We start from the raw sequence: 23,411 nt of genomic DNA on the forward strand, positions 1-23,411 counted from the left end.
CATAACCTGCCAACTGGTGAATAAGCGCTTATCGTACTTTACGCTTTTGCCAGCTTCTCACGACTGAATAACGCCAAAGACCACGAATACCGAAATAACCAATGATTGCTGACACTACGCCACAGATCGCGCAGCCAAGTAAGAACGGAGGTCCTATGGTGTTCATTTGCTGCATGATGAATTCCCACGACAATTCAAAGTGGAATGGTTGTGGTGGTACATGCATGACCAAGGCGCCAAGCTTGTAAGCAAAGTAGAACAGCACTGGCATGGTAATTGGGTTACTGATCCAAACAAGTGCGACTGATAGAGGCAAGTTAACACCAAGCATGATGGCAAGACCTGCCGCCATGATCATCTGACTCGGAAGCGGGACAAACGCCATAAACAGACCAACAGCAAAAGCACCAGACGCAGAGCGACGATTTAAACACCACAAGTTTGGGTTATATAAAACGTTGCCGAAGACCTTCAGTGCTTTTTGGCGTTTGATCATTTCATGATCTGGCATGAAGCGTTTTATCAGCTTTCTAGGCATAGGACGACATGACTCTCTTAGAAAAAAGTTTGACCTTGGCTTTATTTGTAGCGAGCGTTATTTCGTCTGCATGGTGGCCGACGATACCAGATTGGCGTTGGTTGCTGCTGGGAATAATTGCCACTGGCTCAATAATAAAATTACGACGTGGCTTATTGAGCATAGGCGTAATTTCGGGCTTTATGGTTGTCATTATCCACGGCAATGTTATGGAGCATCAAAGACAAGCCCTGTTTCAAGCAGGGGTGAATATTACCATAAATGGCAAAGTTGACAGCCCTTTTACGCAAATAAGTCACGGATATGAAGGAATTGCGCGTGTCCATCAGGTGAATTCTCAAAACTTGTTACCTTTTTTTAAACCGAAAATCCGGTTGATAACGCCTTTCCCACTCGCAGTTAACAGTGAGTTCACTACCGAAGTGACAGTTAAACCCATCTTTGGGCTCTTAAACGAAGCAGGTCATGACGCCGAAAAGCAGGCAGTAGGAAAGGGCATTGTGGCAAGGGCGACCGTTTCAAAGGATTCAGCGTGGCTTATTCGTGAGCGATCATCATTAAGAACGCAAATTATCGCCGTCGTTCATAAGCACATTGTTCAGCTTGAACACTTCGCTCTTATTCGTGCTTTGGCGTTTAGTGACCGTACGCTTCTGTCTCGATATGACTGGCAACTCCTACGTGATAGTGGCTTACTGCATTTGGTCTCGATTTCGGGTTTACATATAGGAATGGCGTTTGCTTTTGGTATGAGCTTTGGGGTTGTTGTTAGGTACGCTTTGCCAAAATTTGTCTTTTTACCTTCCTTGTTTGGGCTTACTACTGCTTTTTTGTATTCATGGTTAGCAGACTTCTCTTTGCCTACGACTCGAGCTTTTTCAGTATGTTTGATTTACTTGTTATTAAAGTCTGCTTTGATTTATTGGAGCGCTTGGCGCGTGCTGCTCCTTGCTGTAGCAATACAGTTGTGCATCGAGCCGTTTTCTGCACTCACTATGAGCTTTTGGCTGTCTTATCTCTCTGTTATCGCCGTTTTATTTGCAGTGAATTGTGTACAACATAGCCGTGGCAATTGGATTAGGAAACTGGGTACCTTATTCAAAATTCAGTTAGTACTCACTGTGTTGATCATTCCGATTAGTGGGTTGTTTTTTGCCGGGACGAGCCTCTCCTCTATTTTATATAACCTCATTTTTATCCCTTGGTTCGGTTTTGTTGTCGTTCCACTGATGTTTGTTGCACTTATCATTACCCCGTTTTCAGTGCACTTGGCGAACATGCTGTGGCAGTGGTTAGATTGGATGCTTGTACCCCTTACTTGGTCTTTGCCATTTGCTTTGGGGAGTTGGCAATCTCTTAGCTCACAGGCAACGTTGTGGGTGCTGGCATTGGGCGTTTGTGTGCTTTCGATGCGATTTTTAAATCGAGAAACCTCAGGCGTTTTGTTCTTGGTCATCACAAGTCTGGCGTTGTGGTATGAACGAAAATCCGATGGTTGGCGTATTGATGTGTTAGATGTTGGGCATGGACTTGCAGTGCTCCTAGAAAAAGACGGTGAAGTGCTTTTATATGACACGGGTAAAACATGGGCTTATGGAAGTATTGCTGAACAAGTTATTGCTCCTATCTTGTATCGCAGAGGGTTCGGTTCTATCGACATGTTTGTCGTCAGTCACGCCGACTCAGATCATGCTGGAGGACGTGCATATATCGAAAGGCACTTCGCCCCAGTTCGTAAGCTTAGTAGCCAAAACTACGCTAACTACCAACCTTGTATTGCAGGGGAGCGATGGAAATGGCAAGCGCTAGAATTTGAAGTTCTTTGGCCTCCGAAGTTGGTTAAACGTGCATATAACCCACATTCATGCGTGATTCGTGTCGTCGATACCAAAACGGATTTTAAGTTGCTATTAACGGGCGATATTGAAGCCGTTAGTGAATGGATCTTGGTGAGAAACCCCGATCAGTTAAAAAGTGATGTTGTGATTGTCCCGCATCACGGAAGTAAGAGCTCTTCTAACCCCAAGTTTGTTGAAGCGATTGCCCCAAAACTGGCGATCGCATCTCTGGCAAAAGGGAATCAGTGGGGAATGCCTGCAAATAACGTGGTTCTAGCGTACGAGAACGCCAATGCGAAATGGCTGGATACGGGGAATGGCGGTCAAATAAGCGTCCTTATTGAGCAAGAGAATTGGTATTTTGAAACGAAACGAAGTGAGACATTTGACCCTTGGTATAGGCAGATGCTGCGTAACGGAGTAGAATAAGAGTCTTAATGTAAGAAAACAAAGCACTTCTATGTCGATAAATACTGATGAAACGACTTGGCAGACGTTTAAGCGTCTATGGCAATTTATTCGCCTTTATAAGTCAGGTCTAATCGTTGCTGTTGTAGCATTAGTTGTTAATGCTATCTCTGATACCTACATGATCTCCTTGCTAAAACCGCTTCTAGATGAAGGTTTTGGTAGTGCGGAATCTGATTTTCTACGTACACTTCCACTTATCGTTTTCGCCATGATGTTTATTCGTGGTGTGAGCGGGTTTGTCTCTACTTATTGTCTGAGCTGGGTATCCGGTAATGTGGTAATGCAAATCCGTCGCATGGTGTTTAATCACTTTATGCATATGCCTGTTTCTTACTTCGATAAAGAAAAAACAGGCAATCTACTTTCTCGAATTACTTATGACTCTGAACAAGTTTCAGCGGCGACTAGTTCTGCGCTAGTTAGCATTGTGCGTGAAGGCGCAAGCATCATTGGTTTGTTGGTTCTGATGTTCTATAACAGCTGGCAATTGTCTTTGGTTTTGTTTGCTGTTGCACCTGTTGTTGCTTTTGGTATTAGCGTTGTTTCTAAGCGATTCAGAAAGATCTCGAGAAACATGCAGACGATGATGGGCAATGTGACTGCCTCTGCAGAGCAAATGCTGAAAGGTCACAAAGTAGTACTGAGTTATGGCGGCCAAGATATCGAAGGTAAACGCTTCGAGAAAGTAAGTAACCAAATGCGCCAACAAAGCATGAAGTTGGTGACAGCTCAAGCAGCGGCAAACCCAATCATCCAGATGATTGCGTCTATTGCTATTGTTGTGGTGCTTTATCTTGCAAGTATTGACTCAATTAAAGACCAGTTAACGCCGGGTACATTTACTGTTGTATTCTCTGCGATGTTTGGTTTGATGCGTCCATTGAAAGCACTAACAAACGTAACGTCACAGTTCCAACGTGGTATGGCGGCGAGCCAAACCTTGTTCGCTCTTGTGGATTTGGATACAGAAAAGAACGAAGGCAAATTCACTGTCGAGCGAGCAAAAGGCGACGTTGCAGTGAAAGATGTAAGCTTTACCTATGAAGGTTCTGAAAAGCCTGCATTGGAAAATGTCAGCTTTGATATTCCACGAGGCAAAACAGTTGCCTTAGTGGGGCGCTCAGGTTCAGGTAAGAGTACCATTGCGAATTTGTTTAACCGTTTCTACGATGTAAGTGGCGGTGCTATCTCACTTGATGGTCATGATATCCGTGACTATGAGCTGAAAAACTTACGTGAGCAGTTTGCTTTGGTTTCGCAAAACGTGCATCTGTTTAACGATACGATTGCGAACAATATTGCTTACGCAACAGAAGATAAGTATTCACGTGAAGACATTGAACGCGCAGCCAGCCTAGCTCACGCGATGGAGTTCATCAGTAAGATGGATGGTGGACTCGACGCGATGATAGGTGAGAACGGTGCAAGCCTTTCTGGTGGGCAGCGTCAACGTGTAGCAATTGCTCGAGCTTTATTACGTGATGCGCCAGTTCTTATTCTTGATGAGGCAACATCTGCTCTAGATACCGAATCTGAACGTGCAATCCAATCTGCTCTGGATGAGCTACAGAAAGACAAAACCGTATTGGTGATTGCCCACCGCCTATCTACGATTGAGAATGCAGATGAAATTTTGGTTGTGGACGAAGGTGCAATTGTTGAGCGTGGTAGCCATGCCGATTTAATCGCGAAAGATGGCGCTTATGCCCAACTTCACCGAATCCAATTTGGTGCTTAAGCGCTGTGATTGAAAAAATCTGGTTCGAAAACCATCCTCTCAAGTACTTACTGTGGCCGCTACTGTGGCCACTTAGTCTGTTATTCGGTGCAATTAGTAAGTCTAAGCGACAACAATACCAATCTGGAAAAAAACAAGCGTATAAAGCGCCTGTGCCTGTTGTCGTTGTTGGTAACATTACTGCTGGTGGGAACGGCAAAACCCCAGTTGTGGTGTGGCTGGTAGAGCAATTGCAGCAACTTGGTTTTAAGCCTGGAGTGGTGTCTAGAGGCTATGGCGCAAAAGCGCCGCAATATCCGTTATTGCTTGATGATAGTACGCCTGCTAAACATTGTGGTGATGAACCTAAGCTTATCTATCGCAGAACTGGCGCACCAGTGGCAGTGGATCCAGTCCGTGCTAATGCAGTGAAAGCATTACTAGAAGTGGGCGTTGATATCATTGTTACGGATGATGGGCTTCAACATTACGCGCTTGAGAGAGATATCGAGTTTGTTATTGTTGATGGTAATCGTCGCTTTGGTAATGAAAGCCTTATACCGCTTGGCCCGCTTCGCGAAGGGGTAGAGCGTCTTTCTAACGTCGATTTTATTATCACTAACGGTGGTCAAGCTCAGCAAAACGAAATGCCAATGTCTTTAGCGCCATCGAAAGCCGTTAATTTAAAGACAAAACAGCAAGTCGAGGTGAGTGAACTGCAAGACCTCGTTGCATTTGCTGGGATCGGACATCCACCACGATTTTTTAATACACTTAATGCGATGAACGCTGACGTTAAAGTAACGAAGGGCTTTGCCGATCATCAAGACTTTGACCAGCAAGAATTGCACACATTGGCTCAACAAGGGGCGAATGTGATTATGACAGAAAAAGATGCCGTCAAATGTGACAGCTATGCGCAAGATAATTGGTGGTATCTGCCTGTTTCTGCTCAGTTTGAATCAAACGATGCAGAGCGAATTTTAAATCGAATAAAAGAGGTTAAAGCGACTTATGGATCACCGTCTGCTTGAGATTGTAGCTTGCCCTGTGTGCAAAGGTAAGCTGACGTACGATAAAGATAATCAAGAGTTGATCTGCAAATTAGATCGCCTTGCTTACCCAATAAAAGAGGGTATTCCTGTTCTGCTTGAGCCAGAAGCTCGAACCATGAGCATGGACGAGGGACGCTAATGTCTTTTACGGTTGTCATTCCTGCACGCTATGCGTCAAGCCGCTTACCAGGTAAGCCATTGGCAGATATTGGTGGTAAACCTATGATCCAATGGGTTTACGAGCAAGCGTTACAAGCGGGTGCAGAAGATGTGATTATTGCAACTGACGATGAGCGAGTGTCAGTGGCAGCAGAGCAGTTTGGTGGCAAGGTTTGTATGACCTCGCCAAACCACGAATCTGGCACTGAGCGACTAGCCGAAGTAGTAGAGAAAATGGCGATTCCTGCAGACCACATTGTGGTGAATGTTCAGGGTGATGAACCATTGATTCCGCCGTCTATCATTCGCCAAGTGGCTGATAACTTAGCAGGTTGCGATGCGCCCATGGCAACGCTTGCGGTGGAGATCGAATCGGAAGAGGAAGTCTTCAACCCGAATGCGGTAAAAGTGGTCGCGGATGAGCGTGGCTATGCCATGTATTTTAGCCGAGCAACGATTCCATGGGATCGTGACAACTTTGCTAAACAAGACAAAACGATCGCGAACCCATTGATGCGTCACATCGGCATCTACGCTTACCGTGCTGGTTTTATCAATACCTATGTGAATTGGCAGCCAAGTGCACTTGAACAAATCGAGTGTCTAGAGCAGCTTCGCGTACTTTGGTACGGCGAAAAGATTCATGTGGAAGTTGCAAAAGAAGCGCCAGCAACTGGTGTGGATACGCCAGAAGATTTAGAAGCAGTACGTGCGATTGTCGCTAAGCAAGCACAATAAGCTTGGTATTGATTTCAAAATTAGAAAAGGCTCCTCGTTGAGGAGCCTTTTTGTATCTACGATAGATTGGAAGCTGTATCGGTTAGATATTGGTGTCGTACTGATTGCGTTTCGGACATGTTGAGAGGATCTCTCTGTGTCCGGTGTCTTTGACTTCTTCCAAAATCACGTCGAAGCCCCACAAGCGATATACATGCTTAAGTACTTCTTCATAACTGTTATCCAAAGGAATACGGTTATGGGGGACATATTGCAGCGTTAATGAGCGGTCACCGCGGACATCTACGTTAAACACCTGAATATTTGGCTCTAAATTCGCCAAGTTATATTGCGCAGCTAGCGTTTCACGAATGCGTCGATAACCGATCTCATCGTGAATGGCGGCAACTTCGATGAAGTTTTTACGATCATCGTCATTGATGGCAAACAACTTGAAATCACGCATGAGCTTCGGTGATAAGTATTGGCTAATAAAGCTTTCATCTTTGAAGTTATGCATGGCAAAGTGAACCGCGTCTAACCAGTCTGTTCCTGCTAGTTCAGGGAACCACTCTTTGTCCTCGTCTGTTGGTTCTTCACAGATACGTTTGATATCGCGGAACATCGCAAAACCAAGCGCATAAGGGTTGATACCACTAAAGTAAGGGCTGTTATATGGTGGCTGTGCAACCACACTAGTGTGGCTGTGTAGAAATTCGAGAATGAACTTCTCAGACACCAAACCCTCATCATAAAGGTGATTAAGAATGGTGTAGTGCCAGAATGTTGCCCAGCCTTCGTTCATGACCTGAGTTTGTTTTTGAGGATAGAAGTATTGGCTTACCTTACGCACGATACGCACAATCTCACGTTGCCATGGTTCAAGCAGAGGAGCATGTTTTTCAAAGAAGTAGAGCAGGTTCTCTTGTGGCTCGCTAGGGAAACGAACTTTAATGTCTTCTTCTTTGGTTTTCGATTGTGGAACGGTGCGCCATAACTCGTTCACTTGCGATTGCAGGTAAGCTTCACGCTCTTCCTGACGCGCTTTCTCCTCGTTAATTGAAATCTTTTCAGGACGTTTATAACGGTCAACGCCGAAGTTCATAAGTGCATGGCAAGAGTCTAGAAGCTGCTCGACTTCGTGCACACCATAACGCTCTTCACATTCCGCAATGTAGTTCTTCGCAAACAATAGATAATCGATGATAGAGCTGGCATCGGTCCAAGTTTGGAACAGGTAATTGCCTTTAAAGAATGAGTTGTGCCCATAGCATGCGTGAGCAATAACCAGTGCCTGCATAGTGATGGTGTTCTCTTCCATCAGGTAAGCGATACATGGGTTTGAGTTAATGACGATCTCGTAAGCTAGACCCATTTGACCGTGCTTATAGTTCTGCTCTGTTTGGATGAACTTTTTACCAAACGACCAGTGGTTGTAGTTGATAGGCATACCGATGCTTGAGTATGCGTCCATCATTTGCTCTGAGGTGATGACTTCGATTTGGTTAGGGTAGGTGTCGAGGCGATAAAGCTCCGCGACACGCTTGATTTCCTTGTGGTAACGCTCCAGCAGTTCAAATGTCCAGTCTGGACCATCTGGCAGCATATTATCTCTGCGTTTCTTCGAGGCTTCCCCCGAAAGGTTTGTCGTTGCGGTATTCATCGCTAGCCTCCTTACGCATTTTCTTTTTGGAATAGTTCACGGAAGACTGGGAAGATATCCTCCACAGAGCGGATGTTTTTCATGGCGAAGTTTGGAAAGGCTTCGGAAAGCTTTTCATACTCATGCCACAGCGTTTGATGGGAACGTCTAGTGATCTCGATGTATGAATAGTACTGACAATTTGGCAGTAACTTATTGACGAGTAGGTCACGACAACGGGGTGAGTCGTCTGCCCAGTTATCGCCATCGGATGCCTGAGCCGCGTAGATGTTCCATTGACCCACAGGGTAGCGATCTTGAACGATCTCATTCATCAGCTTGAGCGCGCTCGATACGATAGTGCCCCCCGTTTCTTGCGAATAGAAAAACTCGTGCTCGTCGACTTCTTTCGCTTGAGTGTGGTGGCGAATGAAGACCACTTCAACATTCTCATACGTGCGAGTTAAGAAAAGATACAAAAGCACATAGAAGCGTTTTGCAATGTCTTTGGTGGCTTGATCCATAGAACCGGATACGTCCATTAGACAGAACATGACCGCTTGGCTCGATGGCACAGGGCGCTTCTCATAGTTCTTGAAACGTAAGTCGAAGGTATCAATGAAGGGTACGCTTTCGATTTTCTTACGTAACTCTTCGATTTCCTTCTTCAAGCGATTTTCTTCGAGCTGTTGTGCAGGCTCAATGTTCTTGATGCGAGTTAGTTCATCCTCTAGCTCGTTAAGAAGACGTTTTTTACCTGCTGTCATTGCGGTGCGTCGCGCCAGAGATTGTTGTAACGAGCGAACGACGGCAATGTTGGATGGAATACCCGCGGTTTGATAACCCGCGCGATGGGTCTTCCACTCTGTGATTTTGGCAATTTGGTTTTTCTCGAGATTTGGTAGCTCTAAATCTTCAAATAAGATGTCGAGATATTCGTCTTTTGAGATTTGGAAAACGAACTCGTCTTGACCTTCGCCGTCGGGGCTAGCATTGCCTTCACCAGCACCGCCGCCTTGACCTCCACCTTTCGGACGTTCAATTTTATCACCCGTGATAAATTGGTCGTTACCAGGGTGCACACGGTCACGTACGCCCCCTTTACCCTGATGAAACATAGGTTCGTTAATGTCTTTGTGCGGTATTGCGACGTCTTCGCCCGTTTCCGTGTTCGTGATCGAGCGTCGATTCACTGCGTCAGCTACCGACTCTTTAATCTGCTCTTTATGGCGCTTCAAGAAGCGCTGTCGATTAACAGCGCTCTTGTTCTTGCCATTGAGCCTTCGGTCTATAAATTGCGCCATGAAATAGCCCTCTTCATGTTTCACAAGCGACCTAACTCAAACTGGTTAGGATGACTTACGTACTCGTAGGTACCACTCAGAAAGTAGGCGAACCTGTTTCTCGGTGTAGCCTTTTTCCATCATGCGAGCGACAAAGTCGTCGTGTTTCTTCTGATCTTCAGAAGACGTTTTCGCATTGAATGAGATAACCGGAAGCAGCTCTTCGGTATTGGAGAACATTTTTTTCTCGATTACCGTGCGCAGTTTTTCGTAGCTGGTCCAAACTGGGTTTTGACCATTGTTATTGGCTTTCGCACGAAGCACAAAGTTTACGATTTCGTTTCGGAAATCTTTCGGGTTAGAGATGCCCGCTGTTTTCTCGATCTTCTCTAATTCAGCATTTAGAGAAGCACGGTCGAACAGTTGACCTGTTTCTGGATCGCGATATTCTTGGTCTTGGATCCAGAAGTCTGCATAGGTGACGTAACGGTCGAAGATATTCTGACCGTACTCAGAGTAAGACTCTAGGTATGCCGTTTGAACTTCTTTACCAATGAACTCGACATAACGAGGCACTAGATAGCCTTTCAAGAATTCAAGGTACTTCTCTGCCATTTCTGAAGGGAACTGCTCACGTTCTACTTGCTGTTCAATAACATAGAACAGGTGAACAGGGTTGGCCGCCACTTCCGTTTGGTCGAAGTTGAACACGCGAGATAGGATTTTGAAGGCGAAACGAGTTGATAGACCGTTCATACCCTCGTCAACGCCTGCGTAGTCACGGTACTCTTGGTAGCTCTTCGCTTTCGGATCGGTGTCTTTCAGTGTTTCACCATCGTACACTCGCATCTTAGAGAAGATGGACGAGTTCTCAGGCTCTTTAAGTCGCGAAAGAATACTAAATTGTGCCAGAGTTTCGAGCGTACTTGGTGAGCAAGGTGCTTTAGAAAGCTCACTGTTTTCAAGCAGTTTCTGGTAGATCTTCACTTCTTCCGACACACGTAAGCAGTAAGGTACTTTCACTATGTACACACGGTCTAAGAACGCCTCATTGTTCTTATTGTTGCGGAAGGTTTGCCACTCAGATTCGTTCGAGTGAGCCAGAATCATACCGTCGAATGGAATCGCAGACAGTCCCTCGGTACCATTAAAGTTGCCTTCTTGAGTTGCGGTTAATAGAGGGTGTAGCACCTTGATTGGCGCCTTGAACATCTCTACGAATTCCATCAAACCTTGGTTCGCTTTACACAGCGCACCAGAGTAACTGTAGGCATCTGGGTCGTCTTGTGAGTAATGCTCTAACTGACGAATATCGACTTTACCAACGAGGGACGAAATGTCTTGGTTGTTTTCATCGCCTGGCTCGGTTTTGGCAATAGCCACTTGGTCGAGGATGGAAGGGCGTACTTTCAGCACTTTGAACTTGGTGATATCACCACCAAATTCATGCAGACGTTTTGCTGCCCACGGTGACATGATAGATCGTAGGTAACGATGTTCGATGCCGTATTCTTTCTTCAAGATCTCGCCATCTTCTGTTGGATTGAACAGACAGAAAGGGTGATCGTTAACTGGGCTTCGTTCGCCGTTCGCACTAAGCACATAAACGGGCATTTTTTCCATTAGGGCTTTTAGCTTTTCGGCAAGTGATGACTTACCACCACCAACAGGACCGAGTAAGTACAGAATTTGTTTACGCTCTTCCAAACCTTGTGCGGCATGTTTGAGATAAGAAACAATCTGCTCAATCGCATCTTCCATGCCATAGAAGTCTTTGAAGGTTTCATAACGTGAGATGACTCGGTTCGAGAATATACGGCTCAGTCTTGGATCTTGAGCAGTATCAATGACTTCTGGCTCTCCGATAGCCATCAGTAGGCGTTCTGCAGCATTAGCGTAAGCGCTTTTGTCGTCTTTACACAGGGCTAAGAAATCCTGTAACGACATCTCTTCATCTTTTGCAGCTTCATATCTTGATTGATAGTGGTCGAAAATACTCATGTCGCTTTCCCCTTTAACTAGTCAGTCTACCGACGAACGTTGACGCAGGCTTATCCACCTTTGATATGCCCTTCGTTGTATGAAGTTATACGTCCTGTTATCACGTTTGGTTTGTACTGGAAGTAAGCTAGACAACACCAAAGACTTTGCTTTATGGACACTTTTTCACTGCAACGGAGAACGATGGATAGGTACCTTTCAATCACTCCCTTTCTCATTTTAAGCCTAGTCGGGGATTTCCAATTTTGCTTAACAATTATGAATTTATTGCAAAAGTGACATTTGAATCACTGTTTGGAGATTGAAAAATTTATGTTGTGAATAGGAGTGATAGAAATCAGATATTTGGCTTTGAATCACTGATATTAGTGATTCGTATACAAGTCTAGAGAATGAAAGATAAAACTGTGCTGATAGAATGAGCTTGACTTGTGACAGGGGAAAAGAAAAAAGGAGAGCCTTTGCCCTCCTTTTCAAATACTTGCTGAATTATGCACTAAAGATTTGTGCTAGCTCGTTTGCACATAGGTGGTATTGACGAGGACAGTTGCGCCAGGTTTTTAGCATGCGGCGGTATTTGTCTAACATTGGCATTTGGCTATTGAAGTGGTGATCAGCTTTATCAAATTGAGGGTAAAGACCTTCTGAATCCACTAGGAAGCGCACATAGTGTACTTGTTGTGCTTCTGTCGCAATATCAAAGCCAAGGAACTGAAGGCGACGCTGGTCGACTTTACCGCACTCTTCGTCATCCAGCATTTTGTTTGATTCTTGCATTGCGTGGTACATCTCCATGATGTCGATGATTTCACGACACTCGGTTTCTGTAATGCAGCCAAAATCTTTGTTCAACTCGCGCATTTGTAGCTCGTAACCACGCTCTACAATAGTCTGTAGACGCTTGTATTTTGCCGCGTTGTTAGGATCAAGTTGAGACATTAGGTTGTACTGGTTTGATAGGATCAAACGTTGAGCGTTTGACATTTCCATGGTGACCTCACTAAATAATCTAATACATTTTTAATGTGCTTAGGTTAACGTTTCGGATGAAGGTGAAACATGATCTCAACACATATTTAATATGAAAAATGGCAAGAATTATCGAATTTAACCAGTTTACAAATGCAGTATGAATGGGGCGTTACAACTTATTTGTGATAATGGTTGTATATGTAGTCACGGTCCGAAAAAACTCTCAGCCACTCAGGCTTAAAAACGGTCAGTACCGCTAAAGCCATTCCATTAAGAAGACCTTCAGGGAAAGCGAGTAACGGCACAAACACAAAGTAATTGTGCTGGATGGTTTGCCAGTCATAATGACCCACAGATAGGTGGTAAAAAGAATTGATCAGCAAGTGGAGGCTGCCGGTAAGTGCACCATTGAAGAATCCTGCCACAAAAATGAAAACGAAGATGTTACGTGGTAAGTACTGGTAGCTCAGAAGAAAGATGCTGTAACTGATAAGTATTGGAATCAGTGCAGAGAGCACCAGCGCGCTTGGCAACATCAACAACGATATGTCATGAATCAAGTGGTTGACGACCATCGCAGGGATGCAAAATAGAAAAGCCATGCGCCAACCATACATCATAGTTAGCGTGGTTAAAGCAAGGAAATGAATTTGTAACCCTTCTTTTACCCCTGCTTGGGCAGACCACAAAACGCTAATCAAGAAAAGTGTCGCGAAGACTAAATGTTGGAATGGCTTTTCTTGTTCCATTTTAGGCCAAACGACTCTTCGCCAATCGGGGAGACAATAAACGACGACGACCCAGAAAATAATGATGATCGAAACAAAATTAAACCAATCCATGTGTTATCCCAACGCTTTTCCTGTGAGCTTTACTTACGGTTTCGTATTCCTAATATGTCTAATATGAGTTGGATAGGGCACAAGACCTGCTGGTCCGTTAGACACATATACCTACGTTTAGGTAAAAAAATACCAGCAAGTTGCTGGTATTTTTAATCTATTCAATAACCTAATGCTACTTAGTATTTCACATTTGAGTGGTATTGGGAAAGAATTGACTGGATTTCGTCCATGGTTTCTTTAGATGGAGGATTTACACCATCAAGAGGATATTCAACACCAAGCGCTTCCCATTTGTGTGCGCCAAGTTTGTGGTATGGCAGAAGCTCTACTTTTTCAATGTTATCCATATCTTTAATGAATTCACCAAGCATATGAGCGGCTTCTGGTTCGTCCGTGTAGCCAGGAACAACCACATAACGAATCCAAGTCTTTTGACCAATTTTATGTAGATAACGAGCAAAGTCTAAAACACGACGGTTAGACACACCAATGAAGTCTTGGTGAATCTCATCTTTCATGTGTTTTAGGTCAAGCATGACTAGGTCAGTCGCATCCAACACTTCATCGATCACGTCGGTGTGTTTACGGATGTAGCCGTTAGTATCCAAACAAGTGTGAATGCCTTCTGCTTGAGCAGCGCGGAAGAAGTCACGAACGAACTCAGGCTGAAGCATCGCTTCACCGCCGGAACAAGTAATGCCACCACCTGATGCGTTCATGAAGTGACGGTAAGTTTTTGCTTCAGCAATAATCTCTTCAACCGTAACTTCCTTGCCATCATGCGTGTCCCATGTATCGCGGTTATGGCAATACTTACAACGCATTAGGCAACCCTGCAAGAAGACGATAAAACGGATACCAGGTCCGTCTACGGTACCACATGACTCAAACGAGTGAATACGACCAGTTGTTGACATCTTTTGCTCTCATTTTTAATAAATTCTGACCGTTATTTTATTACAAATTGCAGGGTTAAAACAGTCTAAGTGGGTTTTCGTTGGCGAGATATTGAGCAAAGACAACGGCGAATGAAAACTCACACGCCGTATGGGAAGATTTCTTTAGAAGAAGGCGAACAAAGACAAAGAGCCTGTACCGTAAACGTCAGTTTGGGCTTCCTCATAGTCTGGCGTTTTCACTGTAAATGTTAAGCTTGCGCCATAGTTTTGGTTGTACCAAGCCGCACCTGCAACGGCACTCGCTTGCCAGTTCTGTAGTGTGACATCATATTGGTCTGATGGCTCTGGTAGACCTGAACGGTCGCCTTCAATAGTGATATCGTTAAAGCGGTAACGACCTTCAAAGCCCGTGAATAAGAACCAACTTGATGTGCTCTTAGCTAACATGCTGGCATGGAATGGACTTTCAACGCTGATGTTTGCGGCACCTATGCTGTTGGCTAAGTTAGTACCCCAACGAAACATGACACCTTGTGAAACGTCACTTCGGAAATTACCTGCGTTAATATCGTTAACGTTGGTAATTTCCCACTGTGTCGTTTTGCCTTCGCTACGCATCAATTTGTTGAACGCTCGGTAGCCGACGCTAAATGCCAACTCGTCATCAATTTGGTAATCCCAACCTTGTGGATCGGTTGAACCAGTAATGCTATGAACCAGCTCTTGCGCCTTTTCAGACAGTGAGCTCTCACCCGTTGCGCCGATAGTGAAATTGTAGCGAACAGCTTTATCAGCGGTGAGTGAGATATAGTTGATTTCAGTATGTAAGTAGCCCGCGTAAGGACGATCGTTGACAAGTGGGTAGTCGGCTTCGATGTCACTTGGCGTGTACATTTTATGCCCAAGCACTAATTCAATCTTATCGACGTTGCTTTGGCTAGAATCATTTAATGTAAACCATTTCCATTCTGCGTCTTCACGCAATTGTTCAGTCGCGTAAGAGAGAAAAATACCATTGGTATAATCTTGGTCAACGCCAAAAATGCCATCGTTATCGAGAGTGAAAGAGACTGTGGATTTGGTGGATGCGATTGCTGCCGGTGATAGCAGCGCAAGGATGAATAATTTACTGAGTTTCATAGTGTATGTTTGCAAGCTTTTTACGCATCATACGGAAGATCCCAGACAAAATCTTTTGTAATGTCACAACTTTAGTTCAAGAAACAAAAAAAGGTCGATGCTTTTCAGCATCGACCTTTGTTCTATCACTTAAAGTGCTAATTCAATCAGTCTTATAGAGACTCAGTGAATGTACGTGCGATTACGTCAGCTTGTTGCTCTGCAGTTAGAGAGTTGAAGCGTACAGCGTAACCAGATACACGGATTGTTAGCTGAGGGTATTTCTCTGGGTGCTTAACAGCGTCTTCTAGAGTTTCGCGGTTAAGAACGTTCACGTTTAGGTGTTGACCACCTTCGATGCCAGATTCATGGTGGAAGTAACCATCCATTAGACCAGCAAGGTTAGCACGTTGTGAACCTTCATCTTTACCTAGAGCGTTAGGTACGATAGAGAACGTGTAAGAGATACCATCTTTAGCGTGAGCAAACGGTAGTTTACCTACAGACGTTAGAGACGCTACAGCACCTTTTTCGTCACGACCGTGCATTGGGTTAGCACCTGGTGCGAAAGGAGCACCTGCGCGACGACCGTCAGGCGTGTTACCAGTCTTCTTACCGTATACCACGTTTGAAGTGATAGTTAGGATAGACTGAGTAGGGATTGCGTCACGGTAAGTCTTAAGCTGACGAATCTTGTTCATGAACACTTCAACAAGTTCACAAGCGATGTCATCTACGCGAGCATCGTTGTTACCGAATTTAGGGTAGTCGCCTTCGATTTCGAAGTCGATTGCTACGCCATCTTCGTCACGAACTGGTTTAACTTTCGCGAATTTGATTGCAGATAGTGAGTCAGCTGCAACAGATAGACCTGCGATACCACAAGCCATAGTACGGCGAACGTCACGGTCATGTAGAGCCATTAGCGCAGCTTCGTAGCTGTACTTGTCGTGCATGAAGTGGATGCTGTTTAGTGCAGTCACGTACTGCTTAGCTAGCCAATCCATGAAGTGGTCTAGTTTGCCCCATACATCGTCGAAGTCTAGAACTTCGTCAGTGATCTTAGGCATCTCTGGACCAACTTGGATCTTCAGTTTCTCATCCACACCGCCGTTGATAACGTATAGAAGAGTCTTAGCTAGGTTAGCGCGAGCGCCGAAGAATTGCATGTGCTTACCAATGATCATTGGAGATACACAACATGCGATTGCGTAATCATCAGACTCGAAGTCTGGACGCATTAGATCGTCGTTCTCGTACTGGATTGATGAAGTATCGATAGATACTTTTGCACAGAACTTCTTGAAGCCTTCAGGTAGTTGCTCAGACCAAAGAACAGTGATGTTTGGCTCTGGAGAAGGACCCATTGTGTATAGAGAGTTTAGGAAACGGAAGTTTGAACGTGTAACTAGCGTACGACCGTCAAGACCCATACCACCCATAGACTCTGTTGCCCAGATTGGGTCGCCAGAGAATAGATCATCGTACTCAGGAGTACGTAGGAAACGAACCATACGTAGTTTCATTACGAAGTGGTCGATCATTTCCTGTGCGTCAACTTCAGTGATCTTACCTTCAGCGATATCACGTTCGATGTAGATATCTAGGAAAGTAGAAGTACGACCTAGAGACATTGCTGCGCCGTTTTGAGATTTAACAGCAGCTAGGTAACCGAAGTAAGTCCACTGGATAGCTTCTTGTGCAGTTTCAGCTGGACGAGAGATGTCACAGCCGTATTTCGCAGCCATAACTTTCATTTGACCAAGTGCACGGTGCTGCTCAGCGATCTCTTCGCGAAGCTGCATAGTCATCTGTAGATCTTCACCGTTCTCAAAACGCTCTTGTAGAGACTTGAATTGAGCTAGCTTGTCTTGCATTAGACGGTCGATACCGTATAGAGCAACACGACGGTAGTCACCGATGATACGACCACGACCGTACGCATCTGGAAGACCAGTTAGAACGCCTGATTTACGACATGCTAGGATATCTGGAGTGTAGATATCGAATACGCCAGCGTTGTGCGTTTTACGGTATTCTGTGAAGATTTTCTTAACTTGTGGGTCAAGCTCGCGATCGTAAGCTTTGCAAGAACCTTCAACCATACGGATACCACCGTTAGGGATGATTGCACGCTTAAGAGGAGCTTCAGTTTGTAGACCTACGATAGTTTCTAGGTCTTTTTCGATGTAGCCTGCATCGTGAGCAGTGATGGTAGAGATAACTGAAGTATCGAAATCAACAGGAGCGTGAGTCGCGTTCTCTTGTTTGATACCTTCCATTACCTTAGCCCAAAGCTTGTTAGTCGCTTCAGTACCTTCAGAAACTAGGAAAGATTCGTCGCCTTCGTACGGAGTGTAGTTCTTCTGAATGAAATCACGAACGTTTACTTCGTTTTGCCAGTCGCCTGCAGCAAAACCTTCCCAAGCTTTAGCAAATTGCTCTGCCATGACATACCTACCTTTGTAGTAGAAAAAAATACGTACTGGTTCGCCGTTGAGCCAGCTATCTCCACTGTTAAACGGAGAACAGTACACTCTTAATGAATAACAATATTTATAGTCTTAAATAAGAAAGAGTGGGTCATAAAACTATAAATATTGTCACTGCTAACAATGTGGGTTCTTCCCAACCACAATTCAAGGCTACACTAAAAAAATTTTGCAAACCTTAAACTAAATCAATAAATCCTAAAAAATCTCGATAAAAATTGGGTAGCGACGAGCGCTACCCACACAATTTTTGAACGAATGTCATTATAGCCAAGCTTTAATGCCATATTGTCCTTCTAGCATACCTACTGCAAGCATAGCGACTAAACAGATAACAAGTACACCTACAGGGATCACAATCTTATCGACAAAGGATAGACGAGAAGCGCGCTCCTTATCACCAATCAGACCATTGTTGTCTAGCAGCATAGTCAGTGCCCAAGCAAGAACTGGGTTAACGACTGCAGAACCAAAGATACAGATACCTGCTGCTTGAGAATCTTTCGAGTCTTTCACCATCTGCATACCTGCTTCAAGTAGAGGTAGAGATACACCTACAAGAAGAGCAACACGCATTACTGGTGGCCATACTGCGATATCCATTGGGAAACCAAGGATTGCAATGATCATTACCAGAAGACCAAGAAGGATTGCACCGCCAGGGATAGGGCGTTTTGCGATCGCTGCTGGGATCATGTAAGTACCCCAAGATGAAGTGATGTTACCACCACCTACTGCTGTACCTACCATCTGACGGATAGAACACATTGTCATTGTGTCATCTACGTCCATCAATACTTTTTCTGTCTTTTTAGGGTAGTTCAATTCTTGGAAGATACGGTGACCTAGGAAGTCAGGAGACCACATTGCCACGGCAAGGATTGCAAATGGTAGAGATGCGATGAAGTGTTCCATGTTAGGAAGACCTAGCATCCAACCTTCTTCAGTACTGCCCCACCAGTAAACAGGGTTTAGGTTAGGAAGACCTGTTTCAGTGACGAATTTAATATCGAAACCTGCACCTAGTACTAAAGCGATTGCAAGACCAGTGAAAGCACACACCGGAATAGCAAGCCAACGCTTGTTCACTTTTGCAAGGAATGCGTATAGTGCGATAGTGACTGCCAGTACGATCAGACCAACATAGCCCATGCTACCAGCTTCAACAGTAGAAGATTGCAGACCAACTGCCCATTCTTGAATCGAAGTAATCTGGCTCATGGTACCAGTCAAACCCAAGAAGATAAGCAAGCCACCGGCTGTACCTTCCGAGGTGAGGTTCACCAGTTTGGAGCCGCCTTTTAGGAAACTCAGTAGAAGACCGAACACACCGATTAGAATTGCCAATGCAAGAGGGTGAGCACCAGCAAGAGCGATGGTACCAATAAGAGGGATCATTGGACCGTGGTTACCTGCAAGGTTGGCTTTAGGGTTAATAAAACCAGAAGCAAGTACACAGAAAAGAAGTGCAGGGATAAGCATTTCTACACGTGCAACTTCGATAGCAAAATCTTTGCCCAAGTTGACGTGGTCCCATGCTGCAGTAAGACCTTCAGCCCAAGACATCATTACCGCAGAGTACATTGCGATAATACCGATAGTACCAGCAAGTGCTGGAACAAGGTCTTCAAGCTCAAAGCGGAAGTCACGACCTGGCAAGTTCAAGCCAAATCGACGTGGCTTCATAATTTGTAGTTCGTGGTCTAGGTAGTCTGAACGGCTTGCGAACTCAGATGATGGACGATGAAGCTCGCGGTAGCTTTTAGTCTCAATATCCGAATCAGAGTGCGCTTTATTAACTGCGTCTGACATAGATTCCTCATATATTTAAAAGTTATGAATTCTAAATTGAATTGTGTTTTTCCGCTTCCTGCGGCACGTCCTATGCTAGCTATTATTAGATTTTGTCACACGAATATCTCGTGCCTAAGCATAGCTAATAACTTGTTGTGTTGAGGCACAAAAAATTCCTCATCATTGGGGCGGAGTCTAACAAGATAGCCCTTTGGGGTGATTGATTTAGATCACTTTAAGAATAGATGTGAAAGAAAACTACAGAAAGTGTCTGGCATGCGAACAACTTGGTTGTTTCGTGTGTAATTCGATTACACAAGTTGCATAAAATTAGATGTGGTTTTGCGGAAATAATACTCAACGATATTTATTGATATCATTCATGAGTGATATTAAAAGCTGGCTTTATTCTTGCTTAGTACCGAGCAAAGACGATTTTTTGGCTAACCATTGCCGCTCAGTTTAGGAAGAAGACATGAAACAGCTTAAAGTACTGCCGCTAGTGGCAATCATTTCGGGATTAATGGTCGGTTGCGGTGGCGGCGGCGGTGGCGGTGGTGGCAGTTCTACACCGAGAACTACATTCACTTTTACTTTTGCTGCCCCAAATGTCATCAGTGAAGCAAACGCACAAAAAGATAGTTGTACTGTTTACGAGCGTAGAGTAGATGGTAATGGCATCAATCAAGTATTAACTTATCAACCAGCTGTAAGTGCACAGTTGACAGGGGATAAGGTTGTTGGTTTCTATTCTGACAAGAATGGTGTCCGTCAAGGCGACTTTATCTACCCATCAGGCACTACTTTAAAATTTGTTCTAGAAGACATTCCTGAGGATGGCTACTTTACTTATCAGTTGCTTGATGCTTCTGGAACCGTATTTACGGCAAACAGCTTTAGTCGAGACTTTTTACAGGACAATAACCTTAGAAACTCAACGTTCTCGATGAATCGAGAGGCGGTGTCTGCTTGTAACAAAAATGGTAACTTTAATAAGACTACCCGAACCGATCTTAACTATGTGGCAACAGAAGCTGGTGGCTTAGAGTACAACTTTATATCTCAAGTTGCTAAAGAGTCTAAGCCTGCTTATTCCATTGACTCTTTGGATGTGAGAGCTATTGGTTCGAAGATGGAGTCGACTGTCGTGCTGCAATATGCGGACGCAGCGAAGACAGAACTGCACCAATATGGTATTCGCGATTGGTCAAGTGAATCACCATTGCCGTTGGTTGGCATGACTGGTTCTTCACCAATCTTGAACCCAACATCTTTTAAATATGACACTTTAGACATCAGTGTACTGGTTGGTGATTACAACTACGAAGTTGCAGAGTTACCTATGTCAACGACGAAGTTCTACCACCCGCTTGAACCTAAAACGGAAACTTGGACTTACAGTGTTGCAGCTGAAAAACCGATCAATGGTTGGACAGTTGCGCTGAACCAAAAGATGTACCAGGACGCAAAATGGGATATCTCAATTGATCCAAGCGCTTACTACAACCTAAATGCTCTGCCTGCAGCGCATGTGGTGAGAGGTTCAACGATTGATACTGGTTTTGCTTTCAATGACCAAGATAAAGGCTTTAGCCGCCTCGCATATCGTGCAGAGTCTAACTCTGGAACACTACACCGAGTAACACACAAGATATTTACAACTTTAGAGAGTGATGTCGTTGTTCCGGAATTGTACTACTACACATTCGATGACAATGTGAAGCAAGATTTGAAAGTTTCTTCTACCAGTGATTACTCACAATCTATTGTCGTGGAGTCTGCTGAAGCAAACCTAAATAGCTATGACTTTGTTTCTCTTTTCTCTCATGGTGATGTGACCGATCTTAAAGTGGATCACGATGGTCTTGTGATCAGTGAAGTTGATTCTGAGAAGGTCAATACGAATGCTCAGAAGTCTGACTTTATGGTGTTGATTAAGTAATAATTAACATTTTTACAAAAAAGAGCCCCTTCCTGTGAGGGGCTTTTTTACGTCTAATATTCAGCATTAAAAGAATATATTGCTAAAAATTGCATATTCATTTGATTGTTGTATCTATCCATTCGAATTATTTAGGTTAATGATTTGTTGCAACTTGCGGTGGGTGGTGATAGTTTGTTCCAATTCAAAGAGGGCGGAGTCCCTTAATTGCAGTGACAAAAACACAGGGAGTAAGGCGCATGAATGATGTACCAGCGCTAGATATAAAAGACCTGCACAAAACATTTGGACAAAATGAAGTCTTGAAAGGCATTTCACTTGCCGCTCATAAAGGTGATGTTATCTCCATCATCGGCTCTTCCGGTTCAGGTAAGAGTACCTTCCTTAGATGTATTAACCTTCTCGAAACTCCGACCGCCGGTGAAATTTGGGTAAATGGTGAACTTATTCAGATGAAGAACAACCGAGCAGGAGAGTCAGTTCCAGCTAATGAGAAACAAGTTCAGCGCATTCGCTCTCGTTTAGCCATGGTGTTTCAAGGCTTTAATCTTTGGTCACATCTAACCGTTCTAGAAAATGTGATTGAAGCACCAGTTCATGTGCTTGGCGTACCGAAAGCTCAAGCCATCGAAAACGCTGAACTGCTTTTGAAAAAAGTGGGATTGTACGAACGTAAAGATTACTACCCTGGACATCTATCCGGAGGTCAACAACAACGTGCTGCTATTGCTCGTGCTCTTGCTGTTGATCCAGAAGTGATGTTGTTCGATGAGCCGACCTCAGCACTCGATCCTGAGTTGGTTGGTGAGGTGTTAGGAGTAATGCGAGATTTGGCAGATGAAGGGCGAACGATGTTGGTCGTTACCCATGAAATGGCATTTGCGCGTGACGTATCTAACCATGTGATGTTTTTACATCAAGGCTTAGTGGAAGAACAGGGAGATCCAGCTAAGCTATTTACAAACCCAGATTCAGAACGATTACAGCAATTTATCTCATCTATCTACTAATATTTCTTGGGTGGCAGTCTTTTGCCACCCATAAGCACAACAATCAAAACCAAATAAAAGCAATCACAGGAGTATGGAAATGAAAAAGTGGTTATTAGCAGCAACGCTTGCTGCAACAGCAGTGTCTGGTGTCGCTCAAGCGAAAGAATGGAAAACCGTTCGCTTTGGTATTGAAGGCGCTTACCCTCCGTTTAGCTGGACAGAAACGGACGGCTCTCTAAAAGGCTTCGACGTGGATATGGCGAACGCACTTTGTGAAGAGATGAAAGTGAAGTGTCAGATCGTTGCTCAAGATTGGGATGGAATTATTCCTTCTCTACTTGCTCGTAAATACGATGCGATTATTGCTGCAATGTCGATCACTGAAGAACGTAAGAAGAAAGTCGACTTCACAGGAAAATACGCGCTGATTCCAAACAAGTTCATCGCTAAGAAAGGTGCAAACCTAGATTTTGATAACCTTGATGGTCAAAAAATTGCCGTGCAGCGTGCAACGACTCACGACAAATACCTGACAGATAACTATGGCGACAAAGTTGAAATCGTGCGTTACGGATCATTTGACGAAGCGTACCTAGATCTTGCAAACGGTCGTGTTGCGGCAGTGCTTGGTGATGCGTCTGCACTAGAAGAGGGTGTTTTAAACAAAGCTGGTGGCGATGCTTATGAATTTGTTGGTCCTTCACTAACGGATCCTAAGTGGTTTGGTGATGGTTTTGGTATTGCAGTTCGTAAGCAAGACAAGGATCTAACGAAAAAGCTCGATGCAGCTATTTTGTCACTACGTGAAAAAGGTGTTTATCAAGAAATCGCAGGTAAATACTTTAACTACGACGTTTACGGCGAATAAGCTGTAATTAAGCGACCGTTGGCTTGTTCCTAGAAGTAACCAACGGTCGATCTTTTGAGTTTAGGGA

Annotated in this window: 18 protein-coding genes; 8 read left to right on the plus strand and 10 right to left on the minus strand. The window is 44.3% G+C overall.

The genetic code is table 11. The features are described from left to right. Window positions 1-28: 28 nt before the first annotated feature. Window positions 29-538 (minus strand): DUF2062 domain-containing protein, encoded by a 510-nt coding sequence (locus tag OH463_RS00990; RefSeq protein ID WP_005446692.1) that lies wholly within the window; start codon window positions 536-538, stop codon window positions 29-31. Between the two features lie 8 nt (window positions 539-546). Here OH463_RS00990 and OH463_RS00995 point away from each other — a divergent pair, with 8 nt between their 5' ends. From OH463_RS00995 to kdsB, 5 genes are read left to right on the plus strand one after another with little or no spacing between them, the layout of a single operon-like run. Next, window positions 547-2,805, plus strand: coding sequence for a DNA internalization-related competence protein ComEC/Rec2 (locus OH463_RS00995; RefSeq protein WP_269990309.1), 2,259 nt, complete (start codon window positions 547-549; stop codon window positions 2,803-2,805). A 31-nt stretch (window positions 2,806-2,836) separates the two neighbouring features. After that, window positions 2,837-4,585, plus strand: coding sequence for a lipid A ABC transporter ATP-binding protein/permease MsbA (msbA, locus tag OH463_RS01000; RefSeq protein ID WP_269990310.1), 1,749 nt, complete (start codon window positions 2,837-2,839; stop codon window positions 4,583-4,585). A 5-nt stretch (window positions 4,586-4,590) separates the two neighbouring features. Then, window positions 4,591-5,598 carry a tetraacyldisaccharide 4'-kinase gene (lpxK, locus tag OH463_RS01005; RefSeq protein WP_009698313.1) on the plus strand — a complete coding sequence of 336 codons (1,008 nt, stop codon included), beginning with the start codon at window positions 4,591-4,593 and terminating at the stop codon, window positions 5,596-5,598. After that, the gene (locus OH463_RS01010) at window positions 5,579-5,758 is read left to right on the plus strand and encodes a Trm112 family protein (RefSeq protein ID WP_005378451.1); all 180 of its coding nucleotides are present in this window, start codon (window positions 5,579-5,581) and stop codon (window positions 5,756-5,758) included. Before lpxK ends, OH463_RS01010 begins: the two co-directional genes overlap by 20 nt. After that, window positions 5,758-6,516: a 3-deoxy-manno-octulosonate cytidylyltransferase gene (kdsB, locus tag OH463_RS01015; RefSeq protein ID WP_017819022.1), complete on the plus strand. Its 759-nt coding sequence runs from the start codon at window positions 5,758-5,760 to the stop codon at window positions 6,514-6,516. Before OH463_RS01010 ends, kdsB begins: the two co-directional genes overlap by 1 nt. An 82-nt stretch (window positions 6,517-6,598) precedes the next feature. On the opposite strand, the gene OH463_RS01020 is transcribed toward kdsB, so the two are convergent. From OH463_RS01020 to OH463_RS01060, 9 genes are all read right to left on the minus strand, one after another. Next, window positions 6,599-8,158 carry a SpoVR family protein gene (locus OH463_RS01020; protein ID WP_049535777.1) on the minus strand — a complete coding sequence of 520 codons (1,560 nt, stop codon included), beginning with the start codon at window positions 8,156-8,158 and terminating at the stop codon, window positions 6,599-6,601. An 11-nt stretch (window positions 8,159-8,169) separates the two neighbouring features. Next, window positions 8,170-9,441 (minus strand): YeaH/YhbH family protein, encoded by a 1,272-nt coding sequence (locus tag OH463_RS01025; protein WP_005446701.1) that lies wholly within the window; start codon window positions 9,439-9,441, stop codon window positions 8,170-8,172. A gap of 45 nt (window positions 9,442-9,486) precedes the next feature. Beyond that, the gene (locus OH463_RS01030; RefSeq protein ID WP_005431706.1) at window positions 9,487-11,421 is read right to left on the minus strand and encodes a PrkA family serine protein kinase; all 1,935 of its coding nucleotides are present in this window, start codon (window positions 11,419-11,421) and stop codon (window positions 9,487-9,489) included. Window positions 11,422-11,910: 489 nt separating this feature from the next. Continuing rightward, on the minus strand, window positions 11,911-12,411 hold the full coding sequence (locus OH463_RS01035) for a YfbU family protein (protein ID WP_269990314.1): 501 nt from the start codon (window positions 12,409-12,411) through the stop codon (window positions 11,911-11,913). A gap of 158 nt (window positions 12,412-12,569) precedes the next feature. After that, a complete protein-coding gene (locus tag OH463_RS01040; RefSeq protein WP_009698309.1) occupies window positions 12,570-13,235 on the minus strand; it encodes an energy-coupling factor ABC transporter permease in 666 nt (221 codons plus the stop codon). A gap of 179 nt (window positions 13,236-13,414) precedes the next feature. After that, window positions 13,415-14,155, minus strand: coding sequence for a pyruvate formate lyase 1-activating protein (pflA, locus tag OH463_RS01045; protein WP_005446703.1), 741 nt, complete (start codon window positions 14,153-14,155; stop codon window positions 13,415-13,417). A gap of 144 nt (window positions 14,156-14,299) precedes the next feature. After that, window positions 14,300-15,277, minus strand: coding sequence for a lipid A deacylase LpxR family protein (locus OH463_RS01050; protein WP_009698308.1), 978 nt, complete (start codon window positions 15,275-15,277; stop codon window positions 14,300-14,302). A 152-nt stretch (window positions 15,278-15,429) separates the two neighbouring features. Further along, the gene (gene pflB / locus OH463_RS01055; RefSeq protein ID WP_005446705.1) at window positions 15,430-17,706 is read right to left on the minus strand and encodes a formate C-acetyltransferase; all 2,277 of its coding nucleotides are present in this window, start codon (window positions 17,704-17,706) and stop codon (window positions 15,430-15,432) included. Window positions 17,707-18,012: 306 nt separating this feature from the next. Next, the gene (locus OH463_RS01060) at window positions 18,013-19,560 is read right to left on the minus strand and encodes a DUF3360 family protein (protein WP_005446706.1); all 1,548 of its coding nucleotides are present in this window, start codon (window positions 19,558-19,560) and stop codon (window positions 18,013-18,015) included. Window positions 19,561-20,017: 457 nt separating this feature from the next. Between OH463_RS01060 and OH463_RS01065 the strand changes: the two genes are divergently transcribed. The 3 genes from OH463_RS01065 to OH463_RS01075 all read left to right on the plus strand — a co-directional run bounded on the left by OH463_RS01065 (window position 20,018) and on the right by OH463_RS01075 (window position 23,344). Further along, window positions 20,018-21,484 carry a hypothetical protein gene (locus tag OH463_RS01065; RefSeq protein WP_005446707.1) on the plus strand — a complete coding sequence of 489 codons (1,467 nt, stop codon included), beginning with the start codon at window positions 20,018-20,020 and terminating at the stop codon, window positions 21,482-21,484. Between the two features lie 239 nt (window positions 21,485-21,723). Then, window positions 21,724-22,494 carry an ABC transporter ATP-binding protein gene (locus tag OH463_RS01070; protein ID WP_005446708.1) on the plus strand — a complete coding sequence of 257 codons (771 nt, stop codon included), beginning with the start codon at window positions 21,724-21,726 and terminating at the stop codon, window positions 22,492-22,494. Between the two features lie 79 nt (window positions 22,495-22,573). Next, the gene (locus OH463_RS01075; RefSeq protein WP_009698306.1) at window positions 22,574-23,344 is read left to right on the plus strand and encodes an ABC transporter substrate-binding protein; all 771 of its coding nucleotides are present in this window, start codon (window positions 22,574-22,576) and stop codon (window positions 23,342-23,344) included. The last annotated feature ends 67 nt before the right edge of the window (window positions 23,345-23,411 follow it).

This window comes from Vibrio sp. NFR (assembly GCF_027587095.1).
GTDB classification, from domain to species: Bacteria; Pseudomonadota; Gammaproteobacteria; order Enterobacterales; family Vibrionaceae; genus Vibrio; species Vibrio harveyi.

Excerpts from the sequence above, each read along its gene's own strand:
- OH463_RS01050 (WP_009698308.1), bottom strand. The coding sequence starts at position 15,277 with ATGAAACTCAGTAAATTATTCATCCTTGCGCTGCTATCACCGGCAGCA.
- kdsB (WP_017819022.1), top strand. The coding sequence starts at position 5,758 with ATGTCTTTTACGGTTGTCATTCCTGCACGCTATGCGTCAAGCCGCTTA.
- OH463_RS01020 (WP_049535777.1), bottom strand. The coding sequence starts at position 8,158 with ATGAATACCGCAACGACAAACCTTTCGGGGGAAGCCTCGAAGAAACGC.
- OH463_RS00995 (WP_269990309.1), top strand. The coding sequence starts at position 547 with ATGACTCTCTTAGAAAAAAGTTTGACCTTGGCTTTATTTGTAGCGAGC.
- OH463_RS00990 (WP_005446692.1), bottom strand. The coding sequence starts at position 538 with ATGCCTAGAAAGCTGATAAAACGCTTCATGCCAGATCATGAAATGATC.
- OH463_RS01060 (WP_005446706.1), bottom strand. The coding sequence starts at position 19,560 with ATGTCAGACGCAGTTAATAAAGCGCACTCTGATTCGGATATTGAGACT.
- OH463_RS01075 (WP_009698306.1), top strand. The coding sequence starts at position 22,574 with ATGAAAAAGTGGTTATTAGCAGCAACGCTTGCTGCAACAGCAGTGTCT.
- OH463_RS01040 (WP_009698309.1), bottom strand. The coding sequence starts at position 13,235 with ATGGATTGGTTTAATTTTGTTTCGATCATCATTATTTTCTGGGTCGTC.
- OH463_RS01030 (WP_005431706.1), bottom strand. The coding sequence starts at position 11,421 with ATGAGTATTTTCGACCACTATCAATCAAGATATGAAGCTGCAAAAGAT.
- pflB (WP_005446705.1), bottom strand. The coding sequence starts at position 17,706 with ATGGCAGAGCAATTTGCTAAAGCTTGGGAAGGTTTTGCTGCAGGCGAC.
- OH463_RS01065 (WP_005446707.1), top strand. The coding sequence starts at position 20,018 with ATGAAACAGCTTAAAGTACTGCCGCTAGTGGCAATCATTTCGGGATTA.
- msbA (WP_269990310.1), top strand. The coding sequence starts at position 2,837 with ATGTCGATAAATACTGATGAAACGACTTGGCAGACGTTTAAGCGTCTA.
- OH463_RS01070 (WP_005446708.1), top strand. The coding sequence starts at position 21,724 with ATGAATGATGTACCAGCGCTAGATATAAAAGACCTGCACAAAACATTT.
- OH463_RS01010 (WP_005378451.1), top strand. The coding sequence starts at position 5,579 with ATGGATCACCGTCTGCTTGAGATTGTAGCTTGCCCTGTGTGCAAAGGT.
- pflA (WP_005446703.1), bottom strand. The coding sequence starts at position 14,155 with ATGTCAACAACTGGTCGTATTCACTCGTTTGAGTCATGTGGTACCGTA.
- OH463_RS01025 (WP_005446701.1), bottom strand. The coding sequence starts at position 9,441 with ATGGCGCAATTTATAGACCGAAGGCTCAATGGCAAGAACAAGAGCGCT.
- OH463_RS01035 (WP_269990314.1), bottom strand. The coding sequence starts at position 12,411 with ATGGAAATGTCAAACGCTCAACGTTTGATCCTATCAAACCAGTACAAC.